This is a genomic window from Frigoribacterium sp. PhB118 (assembly GCF_003751725.1).
GTDB lineage: Bacteria > Actinomycetota > Actinomycetes > Actinomycetales > Microbacteriaceae > Frigoribacterium.
This window is the reverse complement of sequence record NZ_RKID01000001.1, coordinates 182,037-204,826: the sequence shown is the minus strand read 5'-3', so window position 1 is coordinate 204,826 and position 22,790 is coordinate 182,037. Positions and strand designations below refer to the sequence as shown.

Genomic DNA, 22,790 nt, shown 5'->3' with positions numbered 1-22,790 from the left:
TGCGTCGGCGTCGGCCGCCCGCGAGTCACCGGCAGCACCTCGGGGAGGCCGCGAGGCACCGACGACGGGGACGGGCCCGGTGGCCTCCGGGTCCCGTCCCCGACGGCGTCGGTTGGGCGCCGCCGGAGGAGTCGGGGTGTGTTCTGGTTCGTCGAATCCGTCGGGCCGCTTCATCGGAGGGCCCCCGACACCACGGACCTGTCGTGACGAGTCACTCCGCGGAGTCCTCCGCGACGGCGACGACGGGTTCGTGGGCCGCGTCGAGTGAGCCGAGCAGTTGCGGCACGATGCGGTAGACGTCGCCACAGCCGAGCGTGATGACGAAGTCGCCCTCTCGAGCGACCTCGGCCGTCCGGTCCGCCGCGGCCTGCCAGTCGGACACGAAGTCGACGCGGTCGGGGTCGGCGAAGCGTTCGGACACCAGCGCGCCGGTGACGCCGGGCTCGGGGTCCTCGCGCGCGCCGTACACGTCGAGCACGATGGTGTGGTCCGCGAGTCGCTCGTAGGTCTCGGCGAACTCGCCGGCCATCATCCGCGTGCGGCTGTAGAGGTGGGGTTGGTGCACGGCGATGAGGCGCCCGTCGCCGACCACGGAACGCGCCGCCTGCAGCGCGGCGGCGACCTCGGTGGGGTGATGGGCGTAGTCGTCGTACACGCTGACGCCCCGCACGACGCCGTGCAGTTCGAACCGCCGCTCGGTGCCGCCGAAGGTCTCGAGACCCGCGATGGCGGCCTCCGCGTCGACGCCCAGGCCGACGAGGACCGCGAAGGCACCGGCGGCGTTGACGGCGTTGTGCCGCCCGGGCACGCGCAACTGCACGGGCCACGAACGACCCTCGGCGTGCAGGGTGAACGAGACCGGACCGGTCGTGGCGACGTCGCTCAGGCGGACGTCGGCGTCGGCGGCCTCGCCGAAGGTCACGACGCGCGGGTGGTCGAGGCGTTCGGTGACACGGACGGCACCGTCGTCGTCGCTCGAGACGACGACGAACTCGCGCGCTGCCGACGCGAACCGGACGAAGGCGTCGTCGAACGCCTCGTGCGAGCCGTAGTGGTCGAGGTGGTCGGCGTCGACGTTCGTGATCAGGGCGACCGAGGTGTCGTAGAGCAGGAACGAGCCGTCGGACTCGTCGGCCTCGACGACGAACAGGTCGTCGTCACCGCCACGGGCGCTGACGCCCAACGACTGGATGACCCCGCCGTTCACGAAGCTCGGGTCGTGCCCTGCGGCGAGCAGGGCGGTGACGATCATGCCGGTGGACGTGGTCTTCCCGTGCGCCCCGGCGACCGAGACGAGCCGCTGCTGCCCGACGAGCCAGGCGAGCGCCTGCGAGCGGTGCAGGACGGGCAGTCCCTTCGACAGCGCGAGCTGGTACTCGGGGTTGTCCTGCCAGAGGGCGCCGGTCACCACGAGCGTGTCGGCGTCGCCGACGTTGGCCGCGTCGTGGCCGATCGCGATCTCGGCGCCTGCCGCCCGGAGCGACTCGACGGCCGCGCTGTCGCGGGCGTCCGACCCGGTGACACGGTGGCCGGCGGCGAGGAAGACCCGGGCGATGCCGCTCATCCCCGAACCGCCGATGCCGACGAAGTGGACGGCACCGAGTTCGGCGGGGATCGGCTGGTCGAGGTCGGGTTTGATCATGATGTCTCGCTGAGGTCGGGGTTCGGGGAGGACGAGGAGGCGCGGCCCACGGCGTCGAGGACGAGGTCGACCGTGCGGTCGGTTCCGTCGCGCACCCCGACCGAGGCGGCGCGGACGGCCATGTCCGCCACGACGGCCCGGTCGAGCAGCAGGGGGACGAGCGTGCGCTCGACCCAGGCGGGCGTGAAGTCGGCGTCGGCGACGAGCAGTGCTCCCCCGGCACCGACGACGTCGGTGGCGTTGTGTCGCTGCTCGCCGTTGCCCACCGGGTACGGGACGAGCACCGAGGGCAACCCGAGCGCGGTGAGCTCGCTCACCGTGGCCGAGCCGGCCCGGGAGACGACGAAGTCCGCCGCCGAGAGCGCGAGGTCCATGCGGTCGCAGTACCGGAGGAGGTGGTGGCCGTCGAGGTCCGTCGAGGTGAGATCGGACTTCTCACCCGTGATGTGCAGGATCTGCCAGCCGGCGCCGAGCACGCTGACGGCCGCCCTCGACATGGTCTCGTTCAACCGCCGCGCACCGGTCGAACCACCCGTGACGAGCAGGGTCGGCCGCGCGGGGTCGAGACCGAAGGCCGCGACGGCCTCGTCGCGGTGGGCCCGTCGGTCGAGGGACTCGATCTCGTCGCGCAACGGCATGCCGACCTGCCGTCCGCCCCGGAGTCGGGTGGAGCGGAAGACGACGCCGACGTGGGACGAGAGGAACGAGCCGAGGACGTTCGCCATGCCGGGTTTCGCGTTGGCCTCGTGGACGACCACGGGCACCTTCGACCGCCAGGCCGCGACGTAGGCCGGGGCGGCTGCGTAGCCGCCGAATCCGACGACGACGTCGACGTCGTGCTGCGCGAGCAAGGACCGGATGCCGTCGATCGCGCCGGCGAGTCGGCCGGGGAATCGCAGCGCCGCCGCGGAGGGCTTGCGGGGGAAGGGCAGCCGCGGCACGGTGAGCAGTTCGTACCCGCGTTGCGGGACGAGCCGTGCCTCGAGCCCCTCGGCGGTGCCGAGCACGAGGACGGTCGCGTCGGGTTCGCGCCGGCGGAGCCGATCGGCCACGGCGAGGAGGGGGTTCACGTGCCCGGCGGTGCCACCGCCGGCGAGGAGATACGTCGTCACCGCAGAGACCCTACCCGCTGTCGCGGGAGCCCCTGCGGCGTCGCGGACTCTTCGGGCACCCGGGCGAACGAGAGCACGACGCCGATGGCCACGAGCGTGACGATCAACGCCGATCCACCGGCCGAGATCAGCGGCAAGGGGACGCCCAACACGGGCAGCAGCCCCAGCACGACCGCGATGTTGACGAGCGCCTGACCGATGATCCACGCCGTGATGGCCCCGGTCGTCACACGGACGAAGGGGTCGTTCGTCCGGCGGATGATCTTGACGAAACCGACGGCGAGGACGATGAAGAGGGCCAACACGACCATCGCTCCGATCAATCCGAGCTCTTCGCCGATGATGGCGAAGATGAAGTCGTTGTCGGCCTCGGGCAGCCAGGACCACTTCGACTTCGAGTTGCCGAGACCGACGCCGAAGAGTCCCCCCGAGGCCAGCGCCCACGTTCCGTGCAGGGTCTGCCAGCACTCGGCCTGGTACTGGCTCGAGTCCGAGCAACCCGACAGCCACGCGGCGATGCGTGAGTTGCGCGAACTCGACCCCTGGGCGATCAGGGGCACGACCACCGCGAGGAACGCGAGGGGCGCCAGCAGGTAGCGCAGCCGGACGCCGGCGAACCAGACGGCCGCGAAGACGAGCAGGAGCATGATCATGGTCGTCCCGAGGTCGCCACCGAGCACGACGAGGCCGATCGCGACGCCGGCCACGGGCACGAGCGGGATCGCCAGGTGCTTCCAGTCGTCGAGCAGGTCGCGCTTGACCGAGAGGATCATGCCGAGCCAGATCGCCAACGCGAGCTTGACGGCCTCGGAGGGCTGCGCCGTGAACGAGCCGAGGTCGATCCAGTTGCGGTTGCCGCCGATCTCGTAGCCGAGGGGCGAGAAGACGAGCAGTTGCAGGACGATGGTCGCCCCCAGGACGTGCCACGCCCAGCGCTTGAGGAACGACACCGGCAGCCGGGACACGATGAGCATGAGCGGGATGCCCACGGCCGCGTACGTGCCCTGTCGGATGAACGCGCCGAAGAACGACGTGTGTCGTGACGAGATGTACTGCTCGACCGAGGACGACGAGAGCACCATGACCAGCCCGAGCACGACCATGAACAACGTCGTCCCGAGGATGACGAAGTACGAGCCCGTCTCGGCGGCGAAGAGCTTCTTGACACGGACGACGGCGCCGGCGGTGCGCTTCGAGGAACCCAGGCCGCTCGAGGCGTCGTCGGTCGGTCGGACGGGCCCGCCGCGCGTGCGGCTCGACTCAGTCGGCCGACGGCGCGGGAGGCTGGACGGCGGGTTGGCCATCGACGTCACCCCTCAAGTGTTCGTGTACGGCCCGGGCGAAGGATCGCCCTCGGGCCGTGTAGTCGGTGAACTGGTCCATGGACGCCGCCGCCGGGGCGAGGAGCACGGTGTCCCCGGGACGGGCCACGCTCGCGGCGAGGCGCACGGCCGTCGGCATCACCTGCCCAGTGTCGGTGGCGTCGACCTCGAAGACGGGGATGCCGGGCGCGTGTCGGGAGAAGGCCCGGCGGAGCGGCTCACGGTCGACGCCGACGAACACGGCCGCCCGGACGGCGTCCGTGGACTCGAGGACGAGCGGCTCGACGTCGACGCCCTTGAACAGGCCTCCGACGATCCAGACGACCGACGGGAAGGACGTCAGGGAGGCGCGCGCGGCGTGCGGGTTCGTCGCCTTGGAGTCGTCGACCCAGGTCACGCCGCCGGACTCGGCCACGACCTCGGTGCGGTGGTGGTCCACCGCGAAACCGGCGAGGGCGTCGCGGATCGAGACGGGAGCGACGCCCACGGCACGCACGAGCGCGGCGGCGGCGAGCACGTCCTCGACGAGGTGGTCGGCGCCGAGGCCGACGCCCTCGAGGGCCTCCCGGGTGGTCAGTTCGAGCGCTCGCGTGTGGCGCTCGGCGAGGAAGGCGCGGTCGGCCAGGACGGAGACCCCGTCGCCGGTCACGATGCCGACCTCGCTGGGCCCCGGGGCGTCGAGGCCGAAGCCCACGGCGCGGCAGCCCTCCTCGACGTCGGCTTCCTCGACCATGCGCAGGGTCGCCTCGTCCGCCTTGTTGTAGACGCACGCCACGACCGTGTTCTCGTACACCTTGGCCTTCGCGGCACGGTAGGCGTCCGCCCCGCCGTGCCACTCGAGGTGGTCCGCCTCGAGGTTGAGACACACGGAGGCCCGGGGCCTGAGGGCACCGGCTCCCCCGGTCGGCAGGTAGTGCAGTTGGTGGCTCGAGAGCTCGACGACGAACAGGTCGAAGCCGTCGGGGTCGCGCACCGCGTCGAGGACGGGGACGCCGATGTTGCCGCAGGCCGCCACGCGGCGACCGTCGGCGCCGGCCATCGCCGACGCCAGCTGCGTCGTCGTGGTCTTGCCGTTCGTCCCGGTGACGAGCACCCACTCGGCCACGCGCTCGACCTTGTCGCGTACGCGCCAGGCCAGCTCGACGTCACCCCACACGGCCGTCCCCGAGTCGACGGCCCAGCGGACCAGGGGGTGGTGCGGGGCGAAGCCCGGGCTGGCCACGACGAGGTGCGCGTCGAAGGCCGTGAGCGTGGCCGACGGTGTGTCGGTGGACTCGACCTCGTCGAGACGTGCCCCGATCAGCTGCAGCAGCTCGGCTTTGTCGGCGTCGACCGCGGGGGCCACGACGAGGACGTCGGCGCCCAGTTCGGCCAGGGTGTCGGCCACCGAGAAGCCGGTCGCGCCGAGCCCGAGGACGGCCACGCGCAGGCCCGACCAGTCGGCGTGCCAGCTGTCGAGCCCGGCGAGCCGCTCGGCGAGGGGGGCGGTGCTGCCGTCGCTCATGAGGTGCGGAGGATCCATTCGAGGTAGAAGGTGCCGACGCCGGCGGCGACGAAGAGCCCGGCGATGATCCAGAAACGGACCACGACGGTCACCTCGGCCCAGCCCTTGAGTTCGAAGTGGTGGTGCAGGGGGCTCATCAGGAAGATCCGCTTGCCCTTCGTGATCTTGAAGTACGCCCGCTGCAGGATCACCGAGCCGGTGACCACGATGAAGAGACCACCGATCAGCACGAGCAGGAGTTCGGTGCGGCTGAGGATGGCCAGGGCGGCCAGCGCCCCGCCGAGGCCCAACGAACCGGTGTCGCCCAGGAAGATCTGTGCAGGCGAGGTGTTCCACCAGAGGAACCCGATGAGGCCTCCGCAGATGCAGGCGGCGACCACGGCCAGGTCGAGCGGGTCGGCCACCTGGTAGCAGGCCGCCCGCGTGGCCTCGTCGAGGCGCACGCTCGTGCAGAGCTGGTTGTTCTGCCAGAAGCCGATGAAGATGTACGACGCGATCGCGAGGATGGAGGCGCCCGTGGCGAGACCGTCCAGGCCGTCCGCGACGTTCACGCCGTTCGAGGTGCTGACGGTGATCAGGACGACCCAGATCAGGAACAGCCCGCCCCCGACGATGGTGCCGAAGAACATGAAGTCGAGCCAGGGGATGTCGCGCAGGCCCGAGATCATCGTCGACGCGGGGGCGAGCCCGCGATCGTTCGTGAACGAGAGTGCCAGGACGGCGAACACCGCCCCCACGACGACCTGCCCGGCGATCTTCGCCCACCCGCCGAGCCCGAGGCTGCGTTGGTTGCGCACCTTGAGGAAGTCGTCGAGGAACCCGACCACGCCGAGGCCGACCATCATGAACAGCACGAGCATGCCGCTGAGGGTGAGCTCGTCCCCGCCGACCAGGTGACCGATGAAGTAGCCGAGCACGGTGCCGATGATCAGGACGATGCCGCCCATGGTCGCCGTGCCGCGCTTGGTGTGGTGCGACTGCGGGCCGTCGTCACGGATGAACTGGCCCCACCCGAGACGGTGGAAGAGCTTGATGAACGCCGGCGTCATCAGCAGCGTGAAGGCGAGGGAGAACCCGCCGCCGATCAGCAGCGCGATCATGCGGTCACCCCGGCCAGGCGGTCACCCAGGAGGCGCAGGCCGGCCGATTTGGACGACTTCACGAGGACGACGTCCCCGGCTCGCAGGGTGCCCTGCAAGAAGTCGTACGCCTCGTCGATCGTGTCGACCAGCACGCTTTCTCCGTCCCACGAGCCTTCGAGGCCCGCCGCCATGTGGATGTGTCGTGCCTCGTGGCCGACGACCACGAGTTGGCCCACGTTGAGCCGGACGACCAGGCGGCCGACGCGGTCGTGCTCGTCACGCGCGTACTCGCCGAGCTCGGCCATCTCGCCGAGCACGGCCACCGATCGGTGGTCGGGGCCGGTGATCTGGGCGAGGGTCTTCAACGCCGCGGCGACCGAGTCGGGACTCGCGTTGTAGGCGTCGTTCACGACCGTCACGCCGCCGGGCGCGTCCAGGACCTCCATGCGCCAGCGCTCGGCCCGTGTCACGCCCTCGAGGACCGTCACGGCCCGATCGAGGTCGACGCCCCATTCGCCGACGACGCTGAGGGCCGCCAAGGCGTTCATCACGTGGTGCTCGCCCAGGATGCGCAGCGTTACCCGGCGGCTCACGTCGCCGTGCTCGAAGGTGAAGGAGGTGCCCGACGCCGAGACGTCGATGTCGGACGCCCGGTAGTCGGCCGAGGGACCCTGACCGAAGGTGACGACCCGTGCGGCCGTCACGGCCGCCATGCCGGCGACGCGGTCGTCGTCGGCGTTGAGGACGGCCGTCCCCGTGGCGGGCAGGTCGGTCACCATCTCGGCCTTCGCCGCACGGGTGCCCTCGATGCCGCCGAAGCCGCCCGCGTGGGCGAGGCCGACCTTGAGCACGACCCCGGTGTCGGGACGGGCGATGTCGACGAGCCGGGCGATCTCGCCCGGGCCGCTCGCACCCATCTCGACGACGAGGTACTCGGTGGTCTCGTCGATGCGCAGCATCGAGATCGGGGCACCGACGTGGTTGTTGAACGACCCCTGGGGGGCGACGGTCGGCGCGACGTCGCCCAGTACCGCGCGGAGCATGTTCTTGGTGCTCGTCTTGCCGTTGGAACCCGTGACGCCGACGACCTTCAAGCGTCCGAGGCGCCGGACGTGGTCGACGACGGCGGCGGCGAGTCGGGACAGCGCGACGACCCCGTCGTCGACGACGACGAGCGGTGCGGTCGTCTCGAGTTCGCGCTCGGCGACCACGAGGGCGGCGCCGTTCGACGTGGCGGCATCGACGAAGAGGTGCCCGTCGGTGACCTCACCGCGCAGGGCGAAGAAGATCGACCCCGGGGTGACCAGACGCGAGTCGGTCTCGACCGTGCCGTCGACCGGGGTCGCGACCCGCGCCTCCTCGGGGTGGACCAGGCGCCCGCCGGTGATGTCGGCGATCTGGCGAGGCGTGAGCGCGATCACTCGGACCACCCGGCCTCGCGCAGGGCGGCACGGGCCTCGTCGCGAGCGGAGTACGGGGTGCGCTCACCACGGATGTCGCGGTAGTCCTGGTGGCCTGGACCGGCCCAGAGGATCGAGTCGCCTTCTCGGGCCAGGGCCACGGCCGCCCGGATGGCCGCCTCGGGCGGGCTCACCTCGTGGATCTCGTGCTCGGGGTACGCCTCGCGGGCGGCGTCGACGAGCGTCTTGCGGATGGAGGCCGGGTCTTCGAAACGGGGGTGGTGGTCGGTCACGACGAGGATGTCGGAACCGGCCGCGGCCACCCGGGCCATCTCGCCGCGTTTCGTCGTGTCGCGGTCGCCGTCCGCGCCGAACAGCATGATGACCTTGCCGGGTGTGAAGGTGCGCACCGCGGCCAGGGTGGTCAGGAACGCGTCGGGGCTGTGGCCGAAGTCGACGTAGACGCTCGGGCCGGTGTCGCCGGACACCCGCTCGGTGCGCCCGGGCAGGTACGCGACGATGCCGCCGTCGGCGTCGAGCGCCTGGCCGATGGCCTCGAGCTCGAAGCCCGCCTCGACCAGCATGACGATCGCCAGGGCCGCGTTCGCGACCATGTGCCACCCGATCAGCGGCACGCGCGTCACGAGCGAACGCTGCTCGGGGCCCGACAGACGGAACTCGGTGTAGGCGGCCTGCTCGTCGAGGATCTGGACCGTCCAGTCGGCCTCGACGTCGGGGAGGATCGTGATCGTCGTCAGGGGGATGCGCGCGTTGTCCACCACGCGCTGTCCGTAGGGAGAGTCGAGCGAGACCACGGCACGACGGGCACGGTCGGGCTGGAAGAGCGGCAACTTCGCCTGGAAGTACTCCTCCATGTCGGCGTAGTCGTCGAGGTGGTCGTGGCTCAGGTTCGTGAAGGCGGCGACGTCGAAGACGAGGCCGTCGACGCGGTTGCGGCTGAGTGCTTGGGCACTGACCTCGACGGCCACCGCGCGCACCTCGCTCTCGCGCATGCGGGCCAGCAGGGCGTGCATCTCGCTGGCCTCGGGGGTGGTGAGGCGGCTGACGACGGTGAGGTCGCCGATGTGGCGCTCGGCCGTGCTGCTGAGGCCGGTGACGAGGCCCAGCTGTCGCAGGACGCCTTCGAGCAGGTACGAGGTGCTGGTCTTGCCGTTGGTGCCGGTGACCGCGAGGAGGAGGGGTGCGTCGTCGCTGTCGGTGCGGTAGATCCATGCCGAGAGCTCGCCGAGGGCCGCCCGGGGCGAGTCGACGAGGACGACGGGGAGACCGCTGGACCGGGCCAGCTCGGCCCCCGCGGCGTCGGTCAACAGCGCGACCGCGCCGCCGTCACGTGCCTGGTCGGCGAACTCGGCTCCGTGCCGGTGCGCGCCGGGCACGCCCACGTACAGGTCGCCGGGGTGGAGGTCCGCCGTGCTCAGCGTGATGCCGGTGATCTCGATGCCGTCGAGGGAACCCTCGTGCTCGAGTCCGAACTCGCTGACCAGTTGGGCGAGTGACCTCGCCGACGGATGTTCCGGTCGAAGGACCGGGGGGATCCGGGCGCTCAAAGAATCCTCTTCTCTCACCAGGTCTCGGGCAGGCTGGGTGCCGGCTCCGTCGACGGAGGGACCCGATACATCTCGAGGACCTGGGACATGATCTTGTTGAAGGTCGGCGCCGCAGCGGCCGACGTCTTGATGGTACTGGGCTTGGTGAAGGTCACGACGACGACGTACTGCGGGTTCTCGGCCGGAGCGATGCCCGCCACCGAGACGATGCGGTCAGAACCGTAGCCGGTTCCGTCGGACCGCGCGACCTCGGCGGTGCCGGTCTTGGCCGCGACGCGGTAGCCGGGGATCGACAGGACGTCCTTGAGGTCGCCGTCGCTGACGACCTTCTCGAGCATGTTGACGGTCGTGTCGGCGGCCCACGGCGAGACGACGCTCGTGCCCTCGGCGGAGGGCGCGTCGGTGACGGTGCCGTCGGGGGCGGTGCACCCGGCGACGAGGTTGACCGGCAACCGGGTGCCGTGGTTGGCCAGCGTCTGGTAGATGCTCGCGATGTGGATGGCGGTCGTCGAGACGCCCTGTCCGAACATCGTGTTGATGCTCGTCTGCTGGTCCCACTGGGAGGCCGGCCGGATGCCCGTCGTGGGTTCACCGAGGAAGGCCACGCCGGTCGGGTCGTTCAGACCGAACTTCACCATGTAGTCGTGACGTTGCTGGGCCGAGAGCGACTGGCCGAGCAGGGAGATGCCGACGTTCGACGAGTCGCGCAGGATGCCCGTCAGCGTGAGGTTCTCGGTCGGGTGGAAGGTGGCGTCGTGGATCTCGCCGCCCCAGGGGAACGTGCGGGAGTACGGCACCGTCGCCCGCGTCGCGGGATCGGCCTTGCCCGAGTCGAGCAGCATGGCGGCGGTCATCGCCTTGAAGGTCGAACCCGGCTCGTACGAGTAGGTGAAGGCCTTGCTGCCGAGGTCGTCGACGGCGGTGCCGTTGACGTCGTTGGGGTCGACGGCCGGGTAGTCGGCGACCGCGAGCAGCGAGGCGTCGCTCGCCTTCATGACGACGGCCGTGGCCGACTCGGCCCCGATGGCCTCGGCCTGTTCGCCCAGCGCCTGCTGGGTCATGTACTGGAGGTCGCTGTCGACCGTGAGACGCAGCGTGCCCCCGGCGACCGCTTTCTTGGTCGTGACGGTGCTGCCGGGCAACTGGACGCCGTCGGCTCCGCGTTCGTAGGTCTCCGAGCCGTCGGTGCCCGCCAGGCACGCGTCCTGGCTGAGCTCGAGTCCGGCCTGCGGCCCGTCGGTGCCGATGAAGCCCGTGAGGTTGCCTGCCACCGCGCCGTTGGGGTAGGTGCGCGCGGCCTGGCGCTGGAAGTACACCCATGACACGTCCATCTCGCGGACCTCGCGGAACGCGTCGACGTCGACGCCCTTGACCAGGTACGCGAAGTTCGCCTCGGGGTCGGTGGTCAACGCCTTCGTCATGGTCGCGGCGTCACCCCCGGTGATCTCGGCGATGCGTTCGACCACCTGGTCGACCGTCAGCTCGGTGGTCGTGCCGTCGTCGCCCTTGACCTTGGCCGTCGTGGCGAAGGCCGGAGCGGCCGTGATGTTGTACCGGGTGACGCTGCCGGCGAGCACGGTGCCGTCGACGTCGGTGATGTCGCCCCGATCGCCGTAGGTCGTCTGCACGATCTCGCGCTTGTTCTGGGACTGCTCGTTGAGCTCGGCCGCCTGCACGAGCTGGATGTCCGCCAGGCGCACCACGAAGACGCCGACGAGCGCGATGATCAGCGCCATCGCCAGCGTCGCGCGGAGACGGCGGCTTCGGGGAGCTGCTTTCACGAGAGGTTCCTCACCGCGGCCGGGCGCCTGCCCGACCCGCTGTCGTCGTTCGATGTACCGGTCACGGCACGCCGCTAGCGGGTCTGCGGAGCCGCCAGCTCGTTCGCGCCCGACGCTACCGACTCGCCGGCCGATCCCCCGTCCGCCGCGCCTGCGTCGGTCGGAACGGCCACGGCGCCCGCCGTGGTCGGAGCACCGACCGACGAGGCGGAGGAGTCGGTGGTCGCCGTGCCGTCGGCGGCGGTCGCGGGGGCCTTGGTCGTCAGCGGGACGCCCTCGAGCAGGGTGTTGGGGATCAGGTTGCCGGACGTCGCCTCGTCCGCCCCCGCCGCAGGGGCGGGCGAGCCGTGGACCGCGCCCGTGGCCAGATCGAGGTAGACGGGGTTGGAGTTGCGGACCATGCCGAGTTCGTCGGCGTTGGCGGCGAGGTTCTGCGGCGAGGACAGCACGTCGCGCTGCTCGCTGAACTTCTGCTGGTCGCGGACGAGCTCGGTCTTCGCGGCCTGCAGGTCGGAGATCTTGTAGGCGCCGTCGCTCAAGGCGATGCTGATGGCGAGCTGGGCCAGCAGGAGGACGAACAGCGCCGCCGTCGCGATCAGCGCGTAGGCGATCTTCGGACGGGCCCGTCGCTGCGACCGACTCGTGACGATCTCGACCGGGCGCGCCGTCGGGGTCGACGACGGCTGCGGACGGCTCGACGGGGTCGCGATGGCCAGGTTGCTGCTCATGCTTTTCTCCGGATTCGTTCAGCGGCGCGCAGTCTCACGGGCTTGGCTCGGGGGTTGAGGTCGCGTTCGGCGTCGGAAGCCAGCTCGGCCCCTCGGACGAGGAGGCGGAAGTCGGGACGGTGCTCCGGCAACTCCACCGGGAGGCCCTGCGGCGCCGTTGAGGTCGTCCGAGCGGCGAGTTCCCGCTTGACGAAACGGTCTTCGAGGGACTGGTAGGCGAGGACGACGATCCGCCCGTCGACGGCGAGACGGTCGAGGGCGACCGGGACGGCCGCCTCGAGCGAGGCCAGCTCGCCGTTCACCTCGATGCGGAGCGCCTGGAACACGCGCTTGGCAGGGTGACCGGCACGTTGCAGGGCCATGGGCGTCGCCGCGATCAGGAGGTCGACCAACTCACCGCTGCGGGTGAGCGGGGAGTCGGCCCGGTGCTCGACGATCCGCCGGGCGTAGCGCGGAGCCAGCTTCTCTTCGCCGTACTGGTAGAAGATGCGCCTGAGCTCGCTCTCGGGGTACTCGGCGAGGACGCGCTCCGCCGTGACGGGCGAGGTGGGGTCCATGCGCATGTCGAGGGGCGCGTCCTTGGAGTACGAGAAACCGCGCTCGACCCGGTCCAGCTGCAGGGACGACACGCCGAGGTCGAAGAGCACCGCGTCGACGGTGTCGAGATCGAGGTCGTCGAGCGCGTCGGCGATGCCGTCGTACGTCGTGTGCACGAGGCGAGCCCGGTCGCCGAAGGGTGCGAGCCGCTCGCCGGCGAGGGCGAGTGCCTCGGTGTCGCGGTCGAGGCCGACGACGGTGAGCTCAGGGAAGGCCTGCAGCATCGCTTCGCTGTGGCCACCCATGCCGAGGGTGCAGTCGACGACGACGGCGCCGGGACGCGAGACGGCCGGGGCGAGGAGTTCGAGGGTCCGCTCGAGGAGGACGGGGGTGTGGATCTGATCGGCCATGACGACACGGGCTGTGCTCGTCGGCCCTGATCCCCATCCGTCGGGACCTGGCACCGGGGAAGGTGCGCCAGGGCTGACGGCTGAGGGTCGGGGCCCACGGGCTAGAAGAGCCCGGGGATCACCTCCTCGGTGGTGTTGGCGAACTCGGCCTCCTGGGCCTCGTAGTAGGTGTTCCAGGCGTCGGTGGCCCAGATCTCGGCACGGTTTCCCGCGCCGATGACGGTGAGGTCACGGCCGAGGCCGGCGTACTCGCGCAGTGTCGCCGGGATGGTGACCCGGTGCTGCTTGTCGGGGATCTCGTCGCTCGCGCCCGAGAGGAAGAGGCGCATGTAGTCGCGGGCCTGCTTGCTCGTGACGGGCGCCTGACGGATGCGCGAGTGCATGTCTTCGAACTCGCGCTGGCTGAAGACGTACACGCACCGCTCTTGCCCGCGGGTCATGACGAGGCCGGAAGCCAGTTCGTCACGGAATTTCGCGGGGAGGATGATGCGCCCTTTCTCGTCGAGCTTGGGCGAATAGGTGCCGAGGAACATGCGCCCGTCTCCCCTCGCCCCGCACCCCGTCTGTGGCACGTACCTCCACTTTACTCCACAACCCACCACCAGACAATGAAAAGGCGGGTCCTCCGCCGCGCGTCCGGCCTGCGATCCGCTCCAGTTCGGGGGCCACACGGGTGGAGGACGGTGGAGGGAAAGGACCACGAGGAGGCGCGTCCTGCGTGTCGCACGCCTCCCGCGGGGTGGACGGGCGCACCAAAAAAGGGGCCGGCCCGAAGGCCGACCCCTGTGGTCGTGGTGCTGGTGGCGCCTAGGAGCGCTCGTCGCCGTCCTGGCGGCGGTCCCACCGGTCGTTGAGCCGATCCATCAGGCCCCCCTTGGCGGGATGCGCGGGGCGGGAGGTGGAGGAACGGGGAGCCGACGGCATCGAGGCCGTCGAGGACCCCTTCCGCTTGGGGGGCGCGATGGCGAACAACACGCCGGCGAGCATGACCACGAACCCCGCCACGCCGATCAAGGGCTGGCGGAAGATGACGCCCGCGACGATCACGGCGATTCCGACGAGCGCCCCGAGGACCCCGACCACGACCAGCGTGTAGTTGGGTCTGGCGCCGCGGGTCCCGACCGTCGCCACGAAGTCGGAGTCGTTGTTGTAGAGACTCCGCTCCATCTCTTCGAGGAGCCGCTGCTCCTGTTCGGAAAGTGGCATCTTGGTGTTCCCTTCGAGCACGGGCTCTCAAGCGCGAGGCGGGAGCCTCGGGATCGACGCGATGAGTAGCTGCGAGTGTATGCCCGACAGCTATCGCTAGGCTAGGCAGCGTGGCTGAGAGTACGCGGTTAGTGGACGTCGTTCAAGAGCGCATCGATCGGTTCCTCGAGCGTCAGCGACCGGCCCTCATGGGCATCGCTCCCGACCTCGATCCTTTCTCCCTTTACTCGGGCGATCTGCTCCGCGGCGGGAAACGCTTCCGGGCTCTGTTCTGCTACTGGGGCTGGCAGTCCGTCGCCGGGCTCGACACCGGATTCGATCCCCTCGGGGAGCCCCGCGACGAACGCGAGATCGACGCCGTCATGACCGCTTCGGCGGGGCTCGAGTTCTTCCACGCCGCCGCGCTCGTGCACGACGACATCATGGACAACTCGGACACGCGCCGCGGACTCCCGGCGGCGCATCGGCGCTTCGAGTCCCTGCACCGCGAGGGGGCCTGGCTCGGGTCCCCTGAGGCGTTCGGTCGCTCGGGAGCCCTCCTCATGGGAGACCTCCTCCTGGCGTGGAGCGACGAGCTCCTCAGCGAGGCCCTGGACTCCCTCCCGTCCCGTGACGCCGCCCGCGCGGCCCGCCTCGAGCTCAACCGGATGCGGACCGAGGTCACGGTGGGCCAGTACCTCGACATCCTCGAGGAGAACGCCTGGCGGACGGTCGACGAGGTGCAGCTGTTGCCGCGTGCCCAGCGCGTCATCGTCTACAAGTCGGCGAAGTACAGCGTCGAAGCCCCGCTGACCGTCGGCGCGGCCATGGCCGGGGCCGACCGGCCAGCCCTCGAGTCCCTGCGGCACTTCGGGCTGCCCCTCGGCATCGCCTACCAGCTGCGTGACGACCTCCTCGGTGTCTTCGGCGATCCCTCGGTCACGGGAAAGCCCGCGGGCGACGACCTCCGAGAGGGCAAGCGCACCGTCCTCGTGGCGACGGCCCGCCGAGCCCTGCCCCCCGGGGCCGTCCGCCTGCTGGACGAACTCCTCGGTGACCCCGAACTCGACGACGACCAGATCAGCATGCTCCAGGCGACGCTCCGCGACAGCGGTGCCGTCGACGCCGTCGAGCAGACGATCACCGATCAGGTGGAGCGTGCCGTCCACGCACTCGAGAGGTCGGGACTCGCGCCGTCGGCCCGGACGCAGTTGACGCGACTCGCCGAGACCGTCACGCGCCGCGCCTCCTGACGCCCTCTGCGCCAGGGCGGCCGAGGACCGGCAGCCGCCAGAGGCGCGGATCGGGGCTAGAGGAGGCTCTGCGCGATGCGCCGGACCTCGGCTTTGCGTCCGGCCTGGAGGGCGGCGACGGGGCTCGTGCCGAGGGCCTCGTCGTGGGACAGCATCCAGTCGAGGGCCTCGTCGTCGTCGAACCCGTTGTCCGACAGGACCGTCAGGGTGCCCCGGAGGTCGTGCCTCGGCTCCGAGCCGTCGAGGAAGACGGATGGCACCTTCGTGACGCCGTCCACGCGGGTCCCGACGAGGACGTGCTCCTCGAGGAGGCGCCGGACACGGCTGACGCCGAGGCCGAGCCGCTCGACGAGGTCGGGCACGGTGAGCCATTCGGTGTCGGCGAACCAGGGGCGTTGAGAGAGATCGGTCACGCCACAACCTTGCCACGGGTTCGTGGCCCTCGCTGCGCCTCCTCGTCTCCCTCACGTGGGTCGAGTCACATGCGCAACATCCGTCACGCTGATTGACTTGGATATCCACGTGTGCCAACTTTGGACGACGTGGCACCGCGGCTCACCGATCACCCAGCGACCGTGTCCCCGCCCCCGAACCGAGGATCAGCCCATGAACGACGTCAGTTCCGCCCGCCCCGACTCCGAGTCCGTGACGACCCAGGACGCCCGGTCGACCAGCGCCTTCGGCCCCCTCGGTGGCGGAGACGGGCGCAAGCCCCTCTCCCGCATGGCCCGGTCGATGCTCAACACCGTCCCGATCGTCCTGGCTGGCTCGATGGCCCTCAGCATGGGCGTCACGGGCCCCGTGTTCGCCCTCGACCAGAACCCGACGAAGAAGCCCGACGCGTCACCGCGTCCCGTGCTGCCTCCTCGACTGTCCGCGCCCGAGCAGAAGACCGCGGCCACGGTCGAGACGGCCGCGACCTCCGCCACGGTCTTCGGCGCGGCCCCCGCCACGTACACCGTCAAGTCGGGCGACACGGTCGCGAGCATCGCCGGCTCGTTCGGCCTGAGCACCGCGTCGGTGCTCGCCCTCAACGGCCTCAGCTGGAAGTCCACCATCTTCCCGGGCCAGACCCTGAGCCTGAGCGCCGCCACGAGCGCCGCAGCCAAGCCGTCCGCCGCGCCCGCCCCGGCCAAGGCGACGGGCGGCCGGTACGTCATCGTCCGTGGGGACACGCTGAGTTCCATCGCGCGTGCGCACGGCGTCACGACCAGCGCGCTCATCCAGGCGAACGGGCTGGGACTGTCGAGCATCATCTACCCGGGCCAGACCCTGACCGTCCCGACGGGCGCCTCCGCCGCCGCCCCGACACCGGCCCCCGCCGGGGGGCCCGCGGTGGGCAGCTACGTCATCCAGCGGGGCGACACCATCGCCTCGATCGCCTCGAAGTCGGGGACGAGCGTCAAGGCCCTCCTCGCCGCGAACGGCCTCTCGTTCACCAGCACCATCTACGCCGGCAAGACCCTCACCCTCCCCGGCGCATCCGCGCCGACCGCCACGACCGTCGTCGCGTCGACGTCGGCCGCACCGCTGGGCGTCAGCGCGACGTTGACCGCCGAGCAGGCCGCCAACGCCCGGGTCATCATCTCGGTCGGACGCCAGCTCGGGGTCGGAGACCGTGCGATCGTGATCGCCCTGGCCGCGGCCGCCCAGGAGAGCAGCCTGCGCAACCTCGACCACGGCGACCGTGACTCCCTCGGCCTCTTCCAACAGCGTCCGAGCACGGGTTGGGGCACCCCCGCGCAGCTACGCGACCCGGTGCACGCGACCAAGCTCTTCTTCGGTGGCGCGAGCAACCCCAACACCGGCAAGACGCGCGGCCTCCTGGACGTCAAGGGGTGGCAGTCGATGTCCCTGACGAAGGCGGCCCAGGCCGTCCAGTACTCGGCGTTCCCGGATGCCTACGCCAAGTGGGAAGCTCCGGCCACCACCTGGCTCGCGACCCTGCGCTGAACCCCGGACGACCCACCTGCCGGGCGGTTTCCCGCCGTGCGGTGAGTTGGGACACCCGCACGGCCCTCGGTCCGTAAAATCACGAAGGTGAGCGTGAACCAGACTGACCCGATGATCGGCCGTCTCATCGAGGGCCGGTACGAGGTCCGTTCGCGCATCGCCCGAGGTGGCATGGCCACCGTGTACCTGGCCACCGACCTGCGACTCGAACGCCGCGTGGCGATCAAGATCATGCACGGCCACCTGGCCGACGACGCGTCGTTCAAGGAGCGCTTCATCCAGGAGGCGCGCTCGGCCGCCCGCTTGGCCCACCCCAACGTCGTCAACGTCTTCGACCAGGGCCAGGACGACGAGTCGGCGTATCTGGTGATGGAGTACCTGCCCGGCATCACGTTGCGCGAACTCCTGCAGGACCACAAGGTGCTGACGCCCGAGCAGGCGATGGACATCCTCGAAGCCGTCCTCGCCGGTCTCGCCGCCGCCCACCGCGCGGGCATCGTGCACCGCGACCTCAAGCCCGAGAACGTCCTCCTCGCCGACGACGGACGCATCAAGATCGGCGACTTCGGCCTGGCGCGGGCCGCGACGGCCAACACCGCCACGGGTGCCGCGCTGTTGGGGACGATCGCGTACCTCTCCCCCGAGCTCGTGACCCGTGGCATCGCCGACACCCGCAGCGACATCTACGCGCTCGGCATCATGATGTACGAGATGCTCACGGGCGAGCAGCCCTACAAGGGCGACCAGCCCATGCAGATCGCCTACCAGCACGCCAACGACACGGTCCCCACCCCGAGCTCCGCCAACCCCCGCGTGCCGGTCGAGTTGGACGAGCTCGTCCTCTGGGCGACCGCTCGCGACCCCGAACAGCGACCGAGAGACGCCCGGGCCCTGCTCGACCAACTGCTCGACGTGCAACGGGTGCTGGCCGATCCCTCGGGACCACCCGCGAACCGGACGATGGTGCTCCCTGCCGCGGGCGCGACCTCCGTCCTGCCGTCCGGCGGCACGGGCGAGACGCAGATCCTGCCCAAGGCGCGACACCGGACCGGGCCGGTCCAGGCCGCACCCGACGACGCCGCCACGACGCTCGCGGCCGTCGCCGACCGTCGTCGGCGGCGGGGACGGGTGCTCATGGCCGTCGTCGTCGCGGTCGCGCTGCTCGCCGGAGGGACCGGCTGGTGGTTCGGCTCGGGTCCCGGGGCGCAGGCGTCCGTCCCCGACGTGTCAGGACGGGCACCGGACGCGGCGACGGCCGCCCTCACGTCGGCCGGCTTCGTGGTCGCCCCCGATCCCCAGACGGACTTCTCCCCGGTGGTGCCCTCGGGCCAGGTCGCGCGCACGGACCCCGACGCCACGACCCGTGTGCAGAAGGGGTCCACGATCACCCTGGTCGTCTCCCAGGGGCCCCGGCAACTCCCGGTCCCGACCGTCGTCGGCGACACCGAGACCGCGGCCACCGAAGCGCTCTCGGACTTCACGCTGCAGCCGACGTCGAGCCAGTTCGACGAGTCGGCCGCCGGCACCGTCCTCGGGATCAGTGGCGTGGACGACGCGGACACGCCGGTCGATCTCGCCGGAGCAGCCCAGTACGGAGAACGACGACCCGTGACGCTCACCGTCTCGCTCGGCCCCGTCCCGGACGTGGCGGGCCTCTCGGTGGCGGACGCGCAGGGCGCTCTCGCGGGGGCACAGTTGACGGGTGTGGAGAGCGGAACGGAATTCAGCGATGCGGTCGCCTCCGGGGAGGTCATCCGATACGAACAGCAGGCCGAGGGGCCGCTCCGACACGGCGACACGGTCAACCTCGTCGTGTCGAAGGGCCCGCCGCCCATCACCATCCCGGACGTCCGAGGCAAGACCATCGACGCGGCCACGTCCCAGTTGCAGGGTCTCGGCTTCCGGGTGAGCTACCCGACCTGCACGGCCTTCACGTGTGCGTTCTACGACTGGGAGGCCCGCCTGCCGGTCACCGAGACGAACCCCGTCGCCGGCCTGACCGCGACCAAGGGTGCGACGATCACGCTCACGTACCGGGTGGAATGAGTCCCGGCCTCCCCTGAGGCCGAGGGCACCGACGAGCTCTGAGGTCGAGGGCACCGACAGGGCGACGGCCCCGGGACCGAGGGTCCCGGGGCCGTCGCCGTGTCGACCGGGCTCAGTCGGCCGCGAGTTCCTCGGCCACCAGGAAGGCCAGTTCGAGCGACTGCATGTGGTTGAGGCGGGGGTCGCAGAGCGACTCGTAGCGGGTGGCGAGCGTCGCCTCGTCGATGTGCTCGGAACCACCCAGGCACTCGGTGACGTCGTCGCCGGTCAGCTCGATGTGGATTCCGCCCGGGTGGGTGCCCGCGGCACGGTGTGCCTCGAAGAACCCCTTGACCTCGTCCATGATCTCTTCGAAGCGCCGGGTCTTGTAGCCCGTGGGCGTCGTCAGACCGTTGCCGTGCATCGGATCGCTGACCCACAGGGGCGTCGCGTCGGCCTTCTTGATGGCCTCGAGGAGGGGAGGCAGGGCATCCCGGATGGTGCCTGCCCCCATGCGGGTGATGAAGGTCAGGCGCCCGGGCTCACGCTCGGGATCGAGCTTGTCGATGAGGCGCAACATGTCGTCGGCCGTCGTCGTCGGGCCGAGCTTGACGCCGATCGGGTTGCGCACCCGGGAGAGGAAGTCGACGTGGGCACCGTCGAGGTCGCGGGTCCGCTCGCCGATCCACACGAAGTGCGACGACAGCACGTACGGCGTACCCGTGCGCGAGTCGATGCGGGTCAGGGGGCGCTCGTAGTCCATGAGCAAGCCCTCGTGGCTCGTGTAGAACTCGACGCGCTTGAGTTCGTCGAAGTCGGCCCCCGCCGCCTCCATGAACCGGATCGCCTTGTCGATCTCACGGGCGAGGTGCTCGTACTCGGCGTTGGCCGGGTTGCGGGCGAAGCCCTGGTTCCAGCTGTGCACCTGGCGGAGGTCGGCGAACCCGCCTTGCGTGAAGGCCCGGATCAGATTGATGGTCGAGGCGGAAGTGTGGTAGCCCTTCACGAGCCGCGAGGCATCCGCACGTCGGGACTCGGGGGTGAAGTCGTAGCCGTTCACGATGTCACCGCGGTAGGCCGGCAGGGTGACGCCGTCCCGGGTCTCGGTGTCGCTCGAGCGCGGCTTGGCGAACTGGCCGGCCATGCGGCCCATCTTGATCACGGGGACGGACGCGCCGTACGTGAGGACGACGGCCATCTGCAGGATGGTCTTGACGCGGTCGCGGATCTGGTCCGCGGTCGCTCCCGCGAAGGTCTCGGCGCAGTCACCACCCTGCAGCAGGAACGCCTCGCCCCGGGCCGCCGACGCCAGCCTGGTACGCAACGTGTCGACCTCGCCGGCGAAGACGAGCGGAGGCAGGGTGGACAGCTCGGCCGAGGCGGCCTCGACGGCTGCACCGTCGTGCCAGGTGGGCTGCTGCTTGATGGGGAGCGTGCGCCAATGGTCGAGACCGTCGATCACGTCGGGATCGGTGACGACGAACGGTTCGGTGAGCTGGGCCACGGTCTTCCTTGCCACTTGACGGTCTCGAGGCCGAACGACCTCGACAGGCGAGCCTACCGCGAAAGGGTCGGGCGCTTCTCTTTGACGCTGGTCGCGTAGACGTCGCTGTACTGCTGGCCACTGAGGGCGTTGAGCTCGTACATGATCTCGTCGGTGATGGACCGCAGGATGAAGCGGTCGCCTTCCATGCCCTCGAAGCGGCTGAAGTCGAGGGGTTCACCGAACACGATCCCGACCCGGTGCAGGCGAGGGATCTTGGTACCGGTCTTCATCACCTTCTCGGTTCCGATCATGGCGACGGGGATCACGGGCACGTGACCCTCGAGGATCATGCGCGCCACGCCCGTCCGACCGCGGTACAGCTTGCCGTCGGGGCTGCGGGTGCCCTCGGGGTAGATGCCGAGTTGCTCGCCGCGACGGAGGACGGACAGGCCCGTCGCCAGCGACGCCTCGGAGGCCTTGCCCCCGGACCGGTCGATGGAGAGCTGACCCGTGGCCGTGAAGAACAGTCGGATGGCCCACCCCTTGACGCCCTTGCCGGTGAAGTAGTCGCTCTTGGCGAGGAAGGAGATGCGCCGATCGAGGGCGAGCGGCAGGAAGATCGAGTCGACGAACGAGAGGTGGTTGCTCGCGAAGATGACGGCACCCGAGGCCGGGACGTGCTCACGACCGCTGACCCACGGTCGGAAGATCGACAGGACGAGCGGACTCGCGACCATCGTCTTCAGGAACCAGTAGAGCATCGGTGCTCCTCTCGTCGGGGCGTCGAGAGTCTAGCGGTCGCCGGCGTGGAGGCGGGCGAGGTCGGCGGCGCCCACGACCCCCGCGTCGTTCACCAGCTCGGCGATCACGAACTCGGGCTCGGGGTGGTAACCGCGAGCGGGCAGGTGCTCGAGGTAGGCCGCGCGGACGGGTGCCAGCAGCAGTTCGCCCGATTGCGCGACCCCGCCGCCGAAGACGAACACCTGCGGATCGAGGATCGCACTCAGCGACGCGGCGGCTTGTCCGAGCCAGGTCCCGAGGCGGCGCAGGGCCTCGACGGCACCGTCGTCACCGGACTGCAGCAACAAGCTGACGTCGTGACCGGAGAGCTCGCCGCCTTTCGCCGTGCGGACGTCCGCGAGACCGCGGCCGAGGCCGCCCTCGTCGGCCACCTCACCGGCGATGCGCAGCAGTGCGCGCCCCGAGCCGTACTGCTCGATGCACCCACGGGCCCCGCAGCCGCAGGGCAGACCGTCGGGCACGATGCGCATGTGGCCGAGTTCGCCACCCGTGCCGAATCCTCCGCGCAGGAGGCGGTCCTGCGCCACGATGGCACCGCCCACCCCCGTGCCGATGGTGAGCATGGTCATGTCGCTGGCGAGACGACCGGCCCCGAACCGGAACTCGGCCCAGCCGGCGGCGTTGGCGTCGTTGTCGATGGTGATGTGCAGGTCGAGCCGTTCGGACAGCCGGGCCCGGAGGGGCTCGTTGCGCCACGCGATGTTGGGCGTGTAGTACACGGTCGACTGTGCGGCGTCGATGAAGCCGGGCGCCGCGACACCGGCGGCGGCGACGTCGGGGTGGCGTGCCTGCAAGGAGGTGACCATCTCGACGACCGCGTCGACGATCGCGCCCGCGTCGCCCGCGGGCGTCGCCACGCGCTCTTCGTCGACGATCTCGCCGAACTCGGTGACCACCCCGCCCGCGATCTTCGTCCCACCGATGTCGATTCCGATTGCCTGCACGAGGATCGAGTCTATCCTCGACGACCCTCCACCTCGGGCACCCGCTCCTGCGAGGCC

Annotated in this window: 19 protein-coding genes; 3 read left to right on the top strand and 16 right to left on the bottom strand. The window is 70.6% G+C overall.

The window, feature by feature from the left end; all coding sequences use genetic code 11:
* Positions 1 to 211 precede the first annotated feature (211 nt).
* From murC to EDF21_RS00815, 12 genes are all read right to left on the bottom strand, one after another.
* Complete coding sequence (gene murC, locus EDF21_RS00870; protein ID WP_056045036.1) at positions 212 to 1,642, bottom strand: UDP-N-acetylmuramate--L-alanine ligase; 1,431 nt, start codon at positions 1,640 to 1,642, stop codon at positions 212 to 214.
* Entirely contained in the window at positions 1,639 to 2,754 is a 1,116-nt protein-coding gene (locus EDF21_RS00865; protein WP_123570017.1) for a glycosyltransferase, read from the bottom strand. Before EDF21_RS00865 ends, murC begins: the two co-directional genes overlap by 4 nt.
* A complete protein-coding gene (gene ftsW / locus EDF21_RS00860; RefSeq protein WP_123570753.1) occupies positions 2,751 to 4,058 on the bottom strand; it encodes a putative lipid II flippase FtsW in 1,308 nt (435 codons plus the stop codon). Before ftsW ends, EDF21_RS00865 begins: the two co-directional genes overlap by 4 nt.
* On the bottom strand, positions 4,015 to 5,580 hold the full coding sequence (murD, locus tag EDF21_RS00855; RefSeq protein ID WP_123570016.1) for a UDP-N-acetylmuramoyl-L-alanine--D-glutamate ligase: 1,566 nt from the start codon (positions 5,578 to 5,580) through the stop codon (positions 4,015 to 4,017). The genes ftsW and murD overlap by 44 nt, the downstream gene beginning before the upstream one ends.
* Positions 5,577 to 6,680, bottom strand: coding sequence for a phospho-N-acetylmuramoyl-pentapeptide-transferase (mraY, locus tag EDF21_RS00850; protein WP_043594922.1), 1,104 nt, complete (start codon positions 6,678 to 6,680; stop codon positions 5,577 to 5,579). Before mraY ends, murD begins: the two co-directional genes overlap by 4 nt.
* Positions 6,677 to 8,083 carry a UDP-N-acetylmuramoyl-tripeptide--D-alanyl-D-alanine ligase gene (murF, locus tag EDF21_RS00845; protein WP_123570015.1) on the bottom strand — a complete coding sequence of 469 codons (1,407 nt, stop codon included), beginning with the start codon at positions 8,081 to 8,083 and terminating at the stop codon, positions 6,677 to 6,679. Before murF ends, mraY begins: the two co-directional genes overlap by 4 nt.
* A complete protein-coding gene (locus EDF21_RS00840; protein WP_056045031.1) occupies positions 8,080 to 9,630 on the bottom strand; it encodes a Mur ligase family protein in 1,551 nt (516 codons plus the stop codon). The genes murF and EDF21_RS00840 overlap by 4 nt, the downstream gene beginning before the upstream one ends.
* A gap of 14 nt (positions 9,631 to 9,644) precedes the next feature.
* Entirely contained in the window at positions 9,645 to 11,411 is a 1,767-nt protein-coding gene (locus EDF21_RS00835; protein ID WP_233568309.1) for a penicillin-binding protein 2, read from the bottom strand.
* Between the two features lie 74 nt (positions 11,412 to 11,485).
* Positions 11,486 to 12,139: a hypothetical protein gene (locus EDF21_RS00830; RefSeq protein WP_056045028.1), complete on the bottom strand. Its 654-nt coding sequence runs from the start codon at positions 12,137 to 12,139 to the stop codon at positions 11,486 to 11,488.
* Complete coding sequence (rsmH, locus tag EDF21_RS00825; protein WP_123570014.1) at positions 12,136 to 13,086, bottom strand: 16S rRNA (cytosine(1402)-N(4))-methyltransferase RsmH; 951 nt, start codon at positions 13,084 to 13,086, stop codon at positions 12,136 to 12,138. Before rsmH ends, EDF21_RS00830 begins: the two co-directional genes overlap by 4 nt.
* Before the next feature lie 101 nt (positions 13,087 to 13,187).
* Positions 13,188 to 13,619: a division/cell wall cluster transcriptional repressor MraZ gene (gene mraZ, locus EDF21_RS00820; protein ID WP_055973040.1), complete on the bottom strand. Its 432-nt coding sequence runs from the start codon at positions 13,617 to 13,619 to the stop codon at positions 13,188 to 13,190.
* Positions 13,620 to 13,893: 274 nt separating this feature from the next.
* A complete protein-coding gene (locus EDF21_RS00815) occupies positions 13,894 to 14,292 on the bottom strand; it encodes a DUF3040 domain-containing protein (protein ID WP_123570752.1) in 399 nt (132 codons plus the stop codon).
* A gap of 110 nt (positions 14,293 to 14,402) precedes the next feature.
* Here EDF21_RS00815 and EDF21_RS00810 point away from each other — a divergent pair, with 110 nt between their 5' ends.
* Positions 14,403 to 15,524: a polyprenyl synthetase family protein gene (locus EDF21_RS00810; RefSeq protein WP_056045023.1), complete on the top strand. Its 1,122-nt coding sequence runs from the start codon at positions 14,403 to 14,405 to the stop codon at positions 15,522 to 15,524.
* A 56-nt stretch (positions 15,525 to 15,580) separates the two neighbouring features.
* Here EDF21_RS00810 and EDF21_RS00805 read toward each other — a convergent pair whose 3' ends face one another.
* Entirely contained in the window at positions 15,581 to 15,937 is a 357-nt protein-coding gene (locus EDF21_RS00805; protein WP_123570013.1) for an Rv2175c family DNA-binding protein, read from the bottom strand.
* Between the two features lie 193 nt (positions 15,938 to 16,130).
* Here EDF21_RS00805 and EDF21_RS00800 point away from each other — a divergent pair, with 193 nt between their 5' ends.
* Both EDF21_RS00800 and pknB read left to right on the top strand, forming a co-directional pair.
* The gene (locus tag EDF21_RS00800) at positions 16,131 to 17,477 is read left to right on the top strand and encodes a LysM peptidoglycan-binding domain-containing protein (RefSeq protein WP_233568308.1); all 1,347 of its coding nucleotides are present in this window, start codon (positions 16,131 to 16,133) and stop codon (positions 17,475 to 17,477) included.
* An 87-nt stretch (positions 17,478 to 17,564) separates the two neighbouring features.
* A complete protein-coding gene (gene pknB, locus EDF21_RS00795) occupies positions 17,565 to 19,523 on the top strand; it encodes a Stk1 family PASTA domain-containing Ser/Thr kinase (RefSeq protein ID WP_123570012.1) in 1,959 nt (652 codons plus the stop codon).
* A 112-nt stretch (positions 19,524 to 19,635) separates the two neighbouring features.
* Here pknB and EDF21_RS00790 read toward each other — a convergent pair whose 3' ends face one another.
* The 3 genes from EDF21_RS00790 to EDF21_RS00780 form a co-directional block, all read right to left on the bottom strand.
* A complete protein-coding gene (locus EDF21_RS00790) occupies positions 19,636 to 20,964 on the bottom strand; it encodes a class II 3-deoxy-7-phosphoheptulonate synthase (RefSeq protein WP_056047376.1) in 1,329 nt (442 codons plus the stop codon).
* Positions 20,965 to 21,059: 95 nt separating this feature from the next.
* A complete protein-coding gene (locus EDF21_RS00785) occupies positions 21,060 to 21,749 on the bottom strand; it encodes a 1-acyl-sn-glycerol-3-phosphate acyltransferase (protein WP_123570011.1) in 690 nt (229 codons plus the stop codon).
* A 30-nt stretch (positions 21,750 to 21,779) separates the two neighbouring features.
* A complete protein-coding gene (locus tag EDF21_RS00780; RefSeq protein WP_123570010.1) occupies positions 21,780 to 22,733 on the bottom strand; it encodes an ROK family glucokinase in 954 nt (317 codons plus the stop codon).
* Positions 22,734 to 22,790: the final 57 nt, after the last annotated feature.

What these genes read in the sequence shown, in the direction of transcription:
- murD (WP_123570016.1), bottom strand. Translation starts at nt 5,580, where the DNA reads ATGAGCGACGGCAGCACCGCCCCCCTCGCCGAGCGGCTCGCCGGGCTC.
- murC (WP_056045036.1), bottom strand. Translation starts at nt 1,642, where the DNA reads ATGATCAAACCCGACCTCGACCAGCCGATCCCCGCCGAACTCGGTGCC.
- mraY (WP_043594922.1), bottom strand. Translation starts at nt 6,680, where the DNA reads ATGATCGCGCTGCTGATCGGCGGCGGGTTCTCCCTCGCCTTCACGCTG.
- EDF21_RS00830 (WP_056045028.1), bottom strand. Translation starts at nt 12,139, where the DNA reads ATGAGCAGCAACCTGGCCATCGCGACCCCGTCGAGCCGTCCGCAGCCG.
- EDF21_RS00800 (WP_233568308.1), top strand. Translation starts at nt 16,131, where the DNA reads ATGAACGACGTCAGTTCCGCCCGCCCCGACTCCGAGTCCGTGACGACC.
- EDF21_RS00785 (WP_123570011.1), bottom strand. Translation starts at nt 21,749, where the DNA reads ATGCTCTACTGGTTCCTGAAGACGATGGTCGCGAGTCCGCTCGTCCTG.
- ftsW (WP_123570753.1), bottom strand. Translation starts at nt 4,058, where the DNA reads ATGGCCAACCCGCCGTCCAGCCTCCCGCGCCGTCGGCCGACTGAGTCG.
- rsmH (WP_123570014.1), bottom strand. Translation starts at nt 13,086, where the DNA reads ATGGCCGATCAGATCCACACCCCCGTCCTCCTCGAGCGGACCCTCGAA.
- EDF21_RS00815 (WP_123570752.1), bottom strand. Translation starts at nt 14,292, where the DNA reads ATGCCACTTTCCGAACAGGAGCAGCGGCTCCTCGAAGAGATGGAGCGG.
- mraZ (WP_055973040.1), bottom strand. Translation starts at nt 13,619, where the DNA reads ATGTTCCTCGGCACCTATTCGCCCAAGCTCGACGAGAAAGGGCGCATC.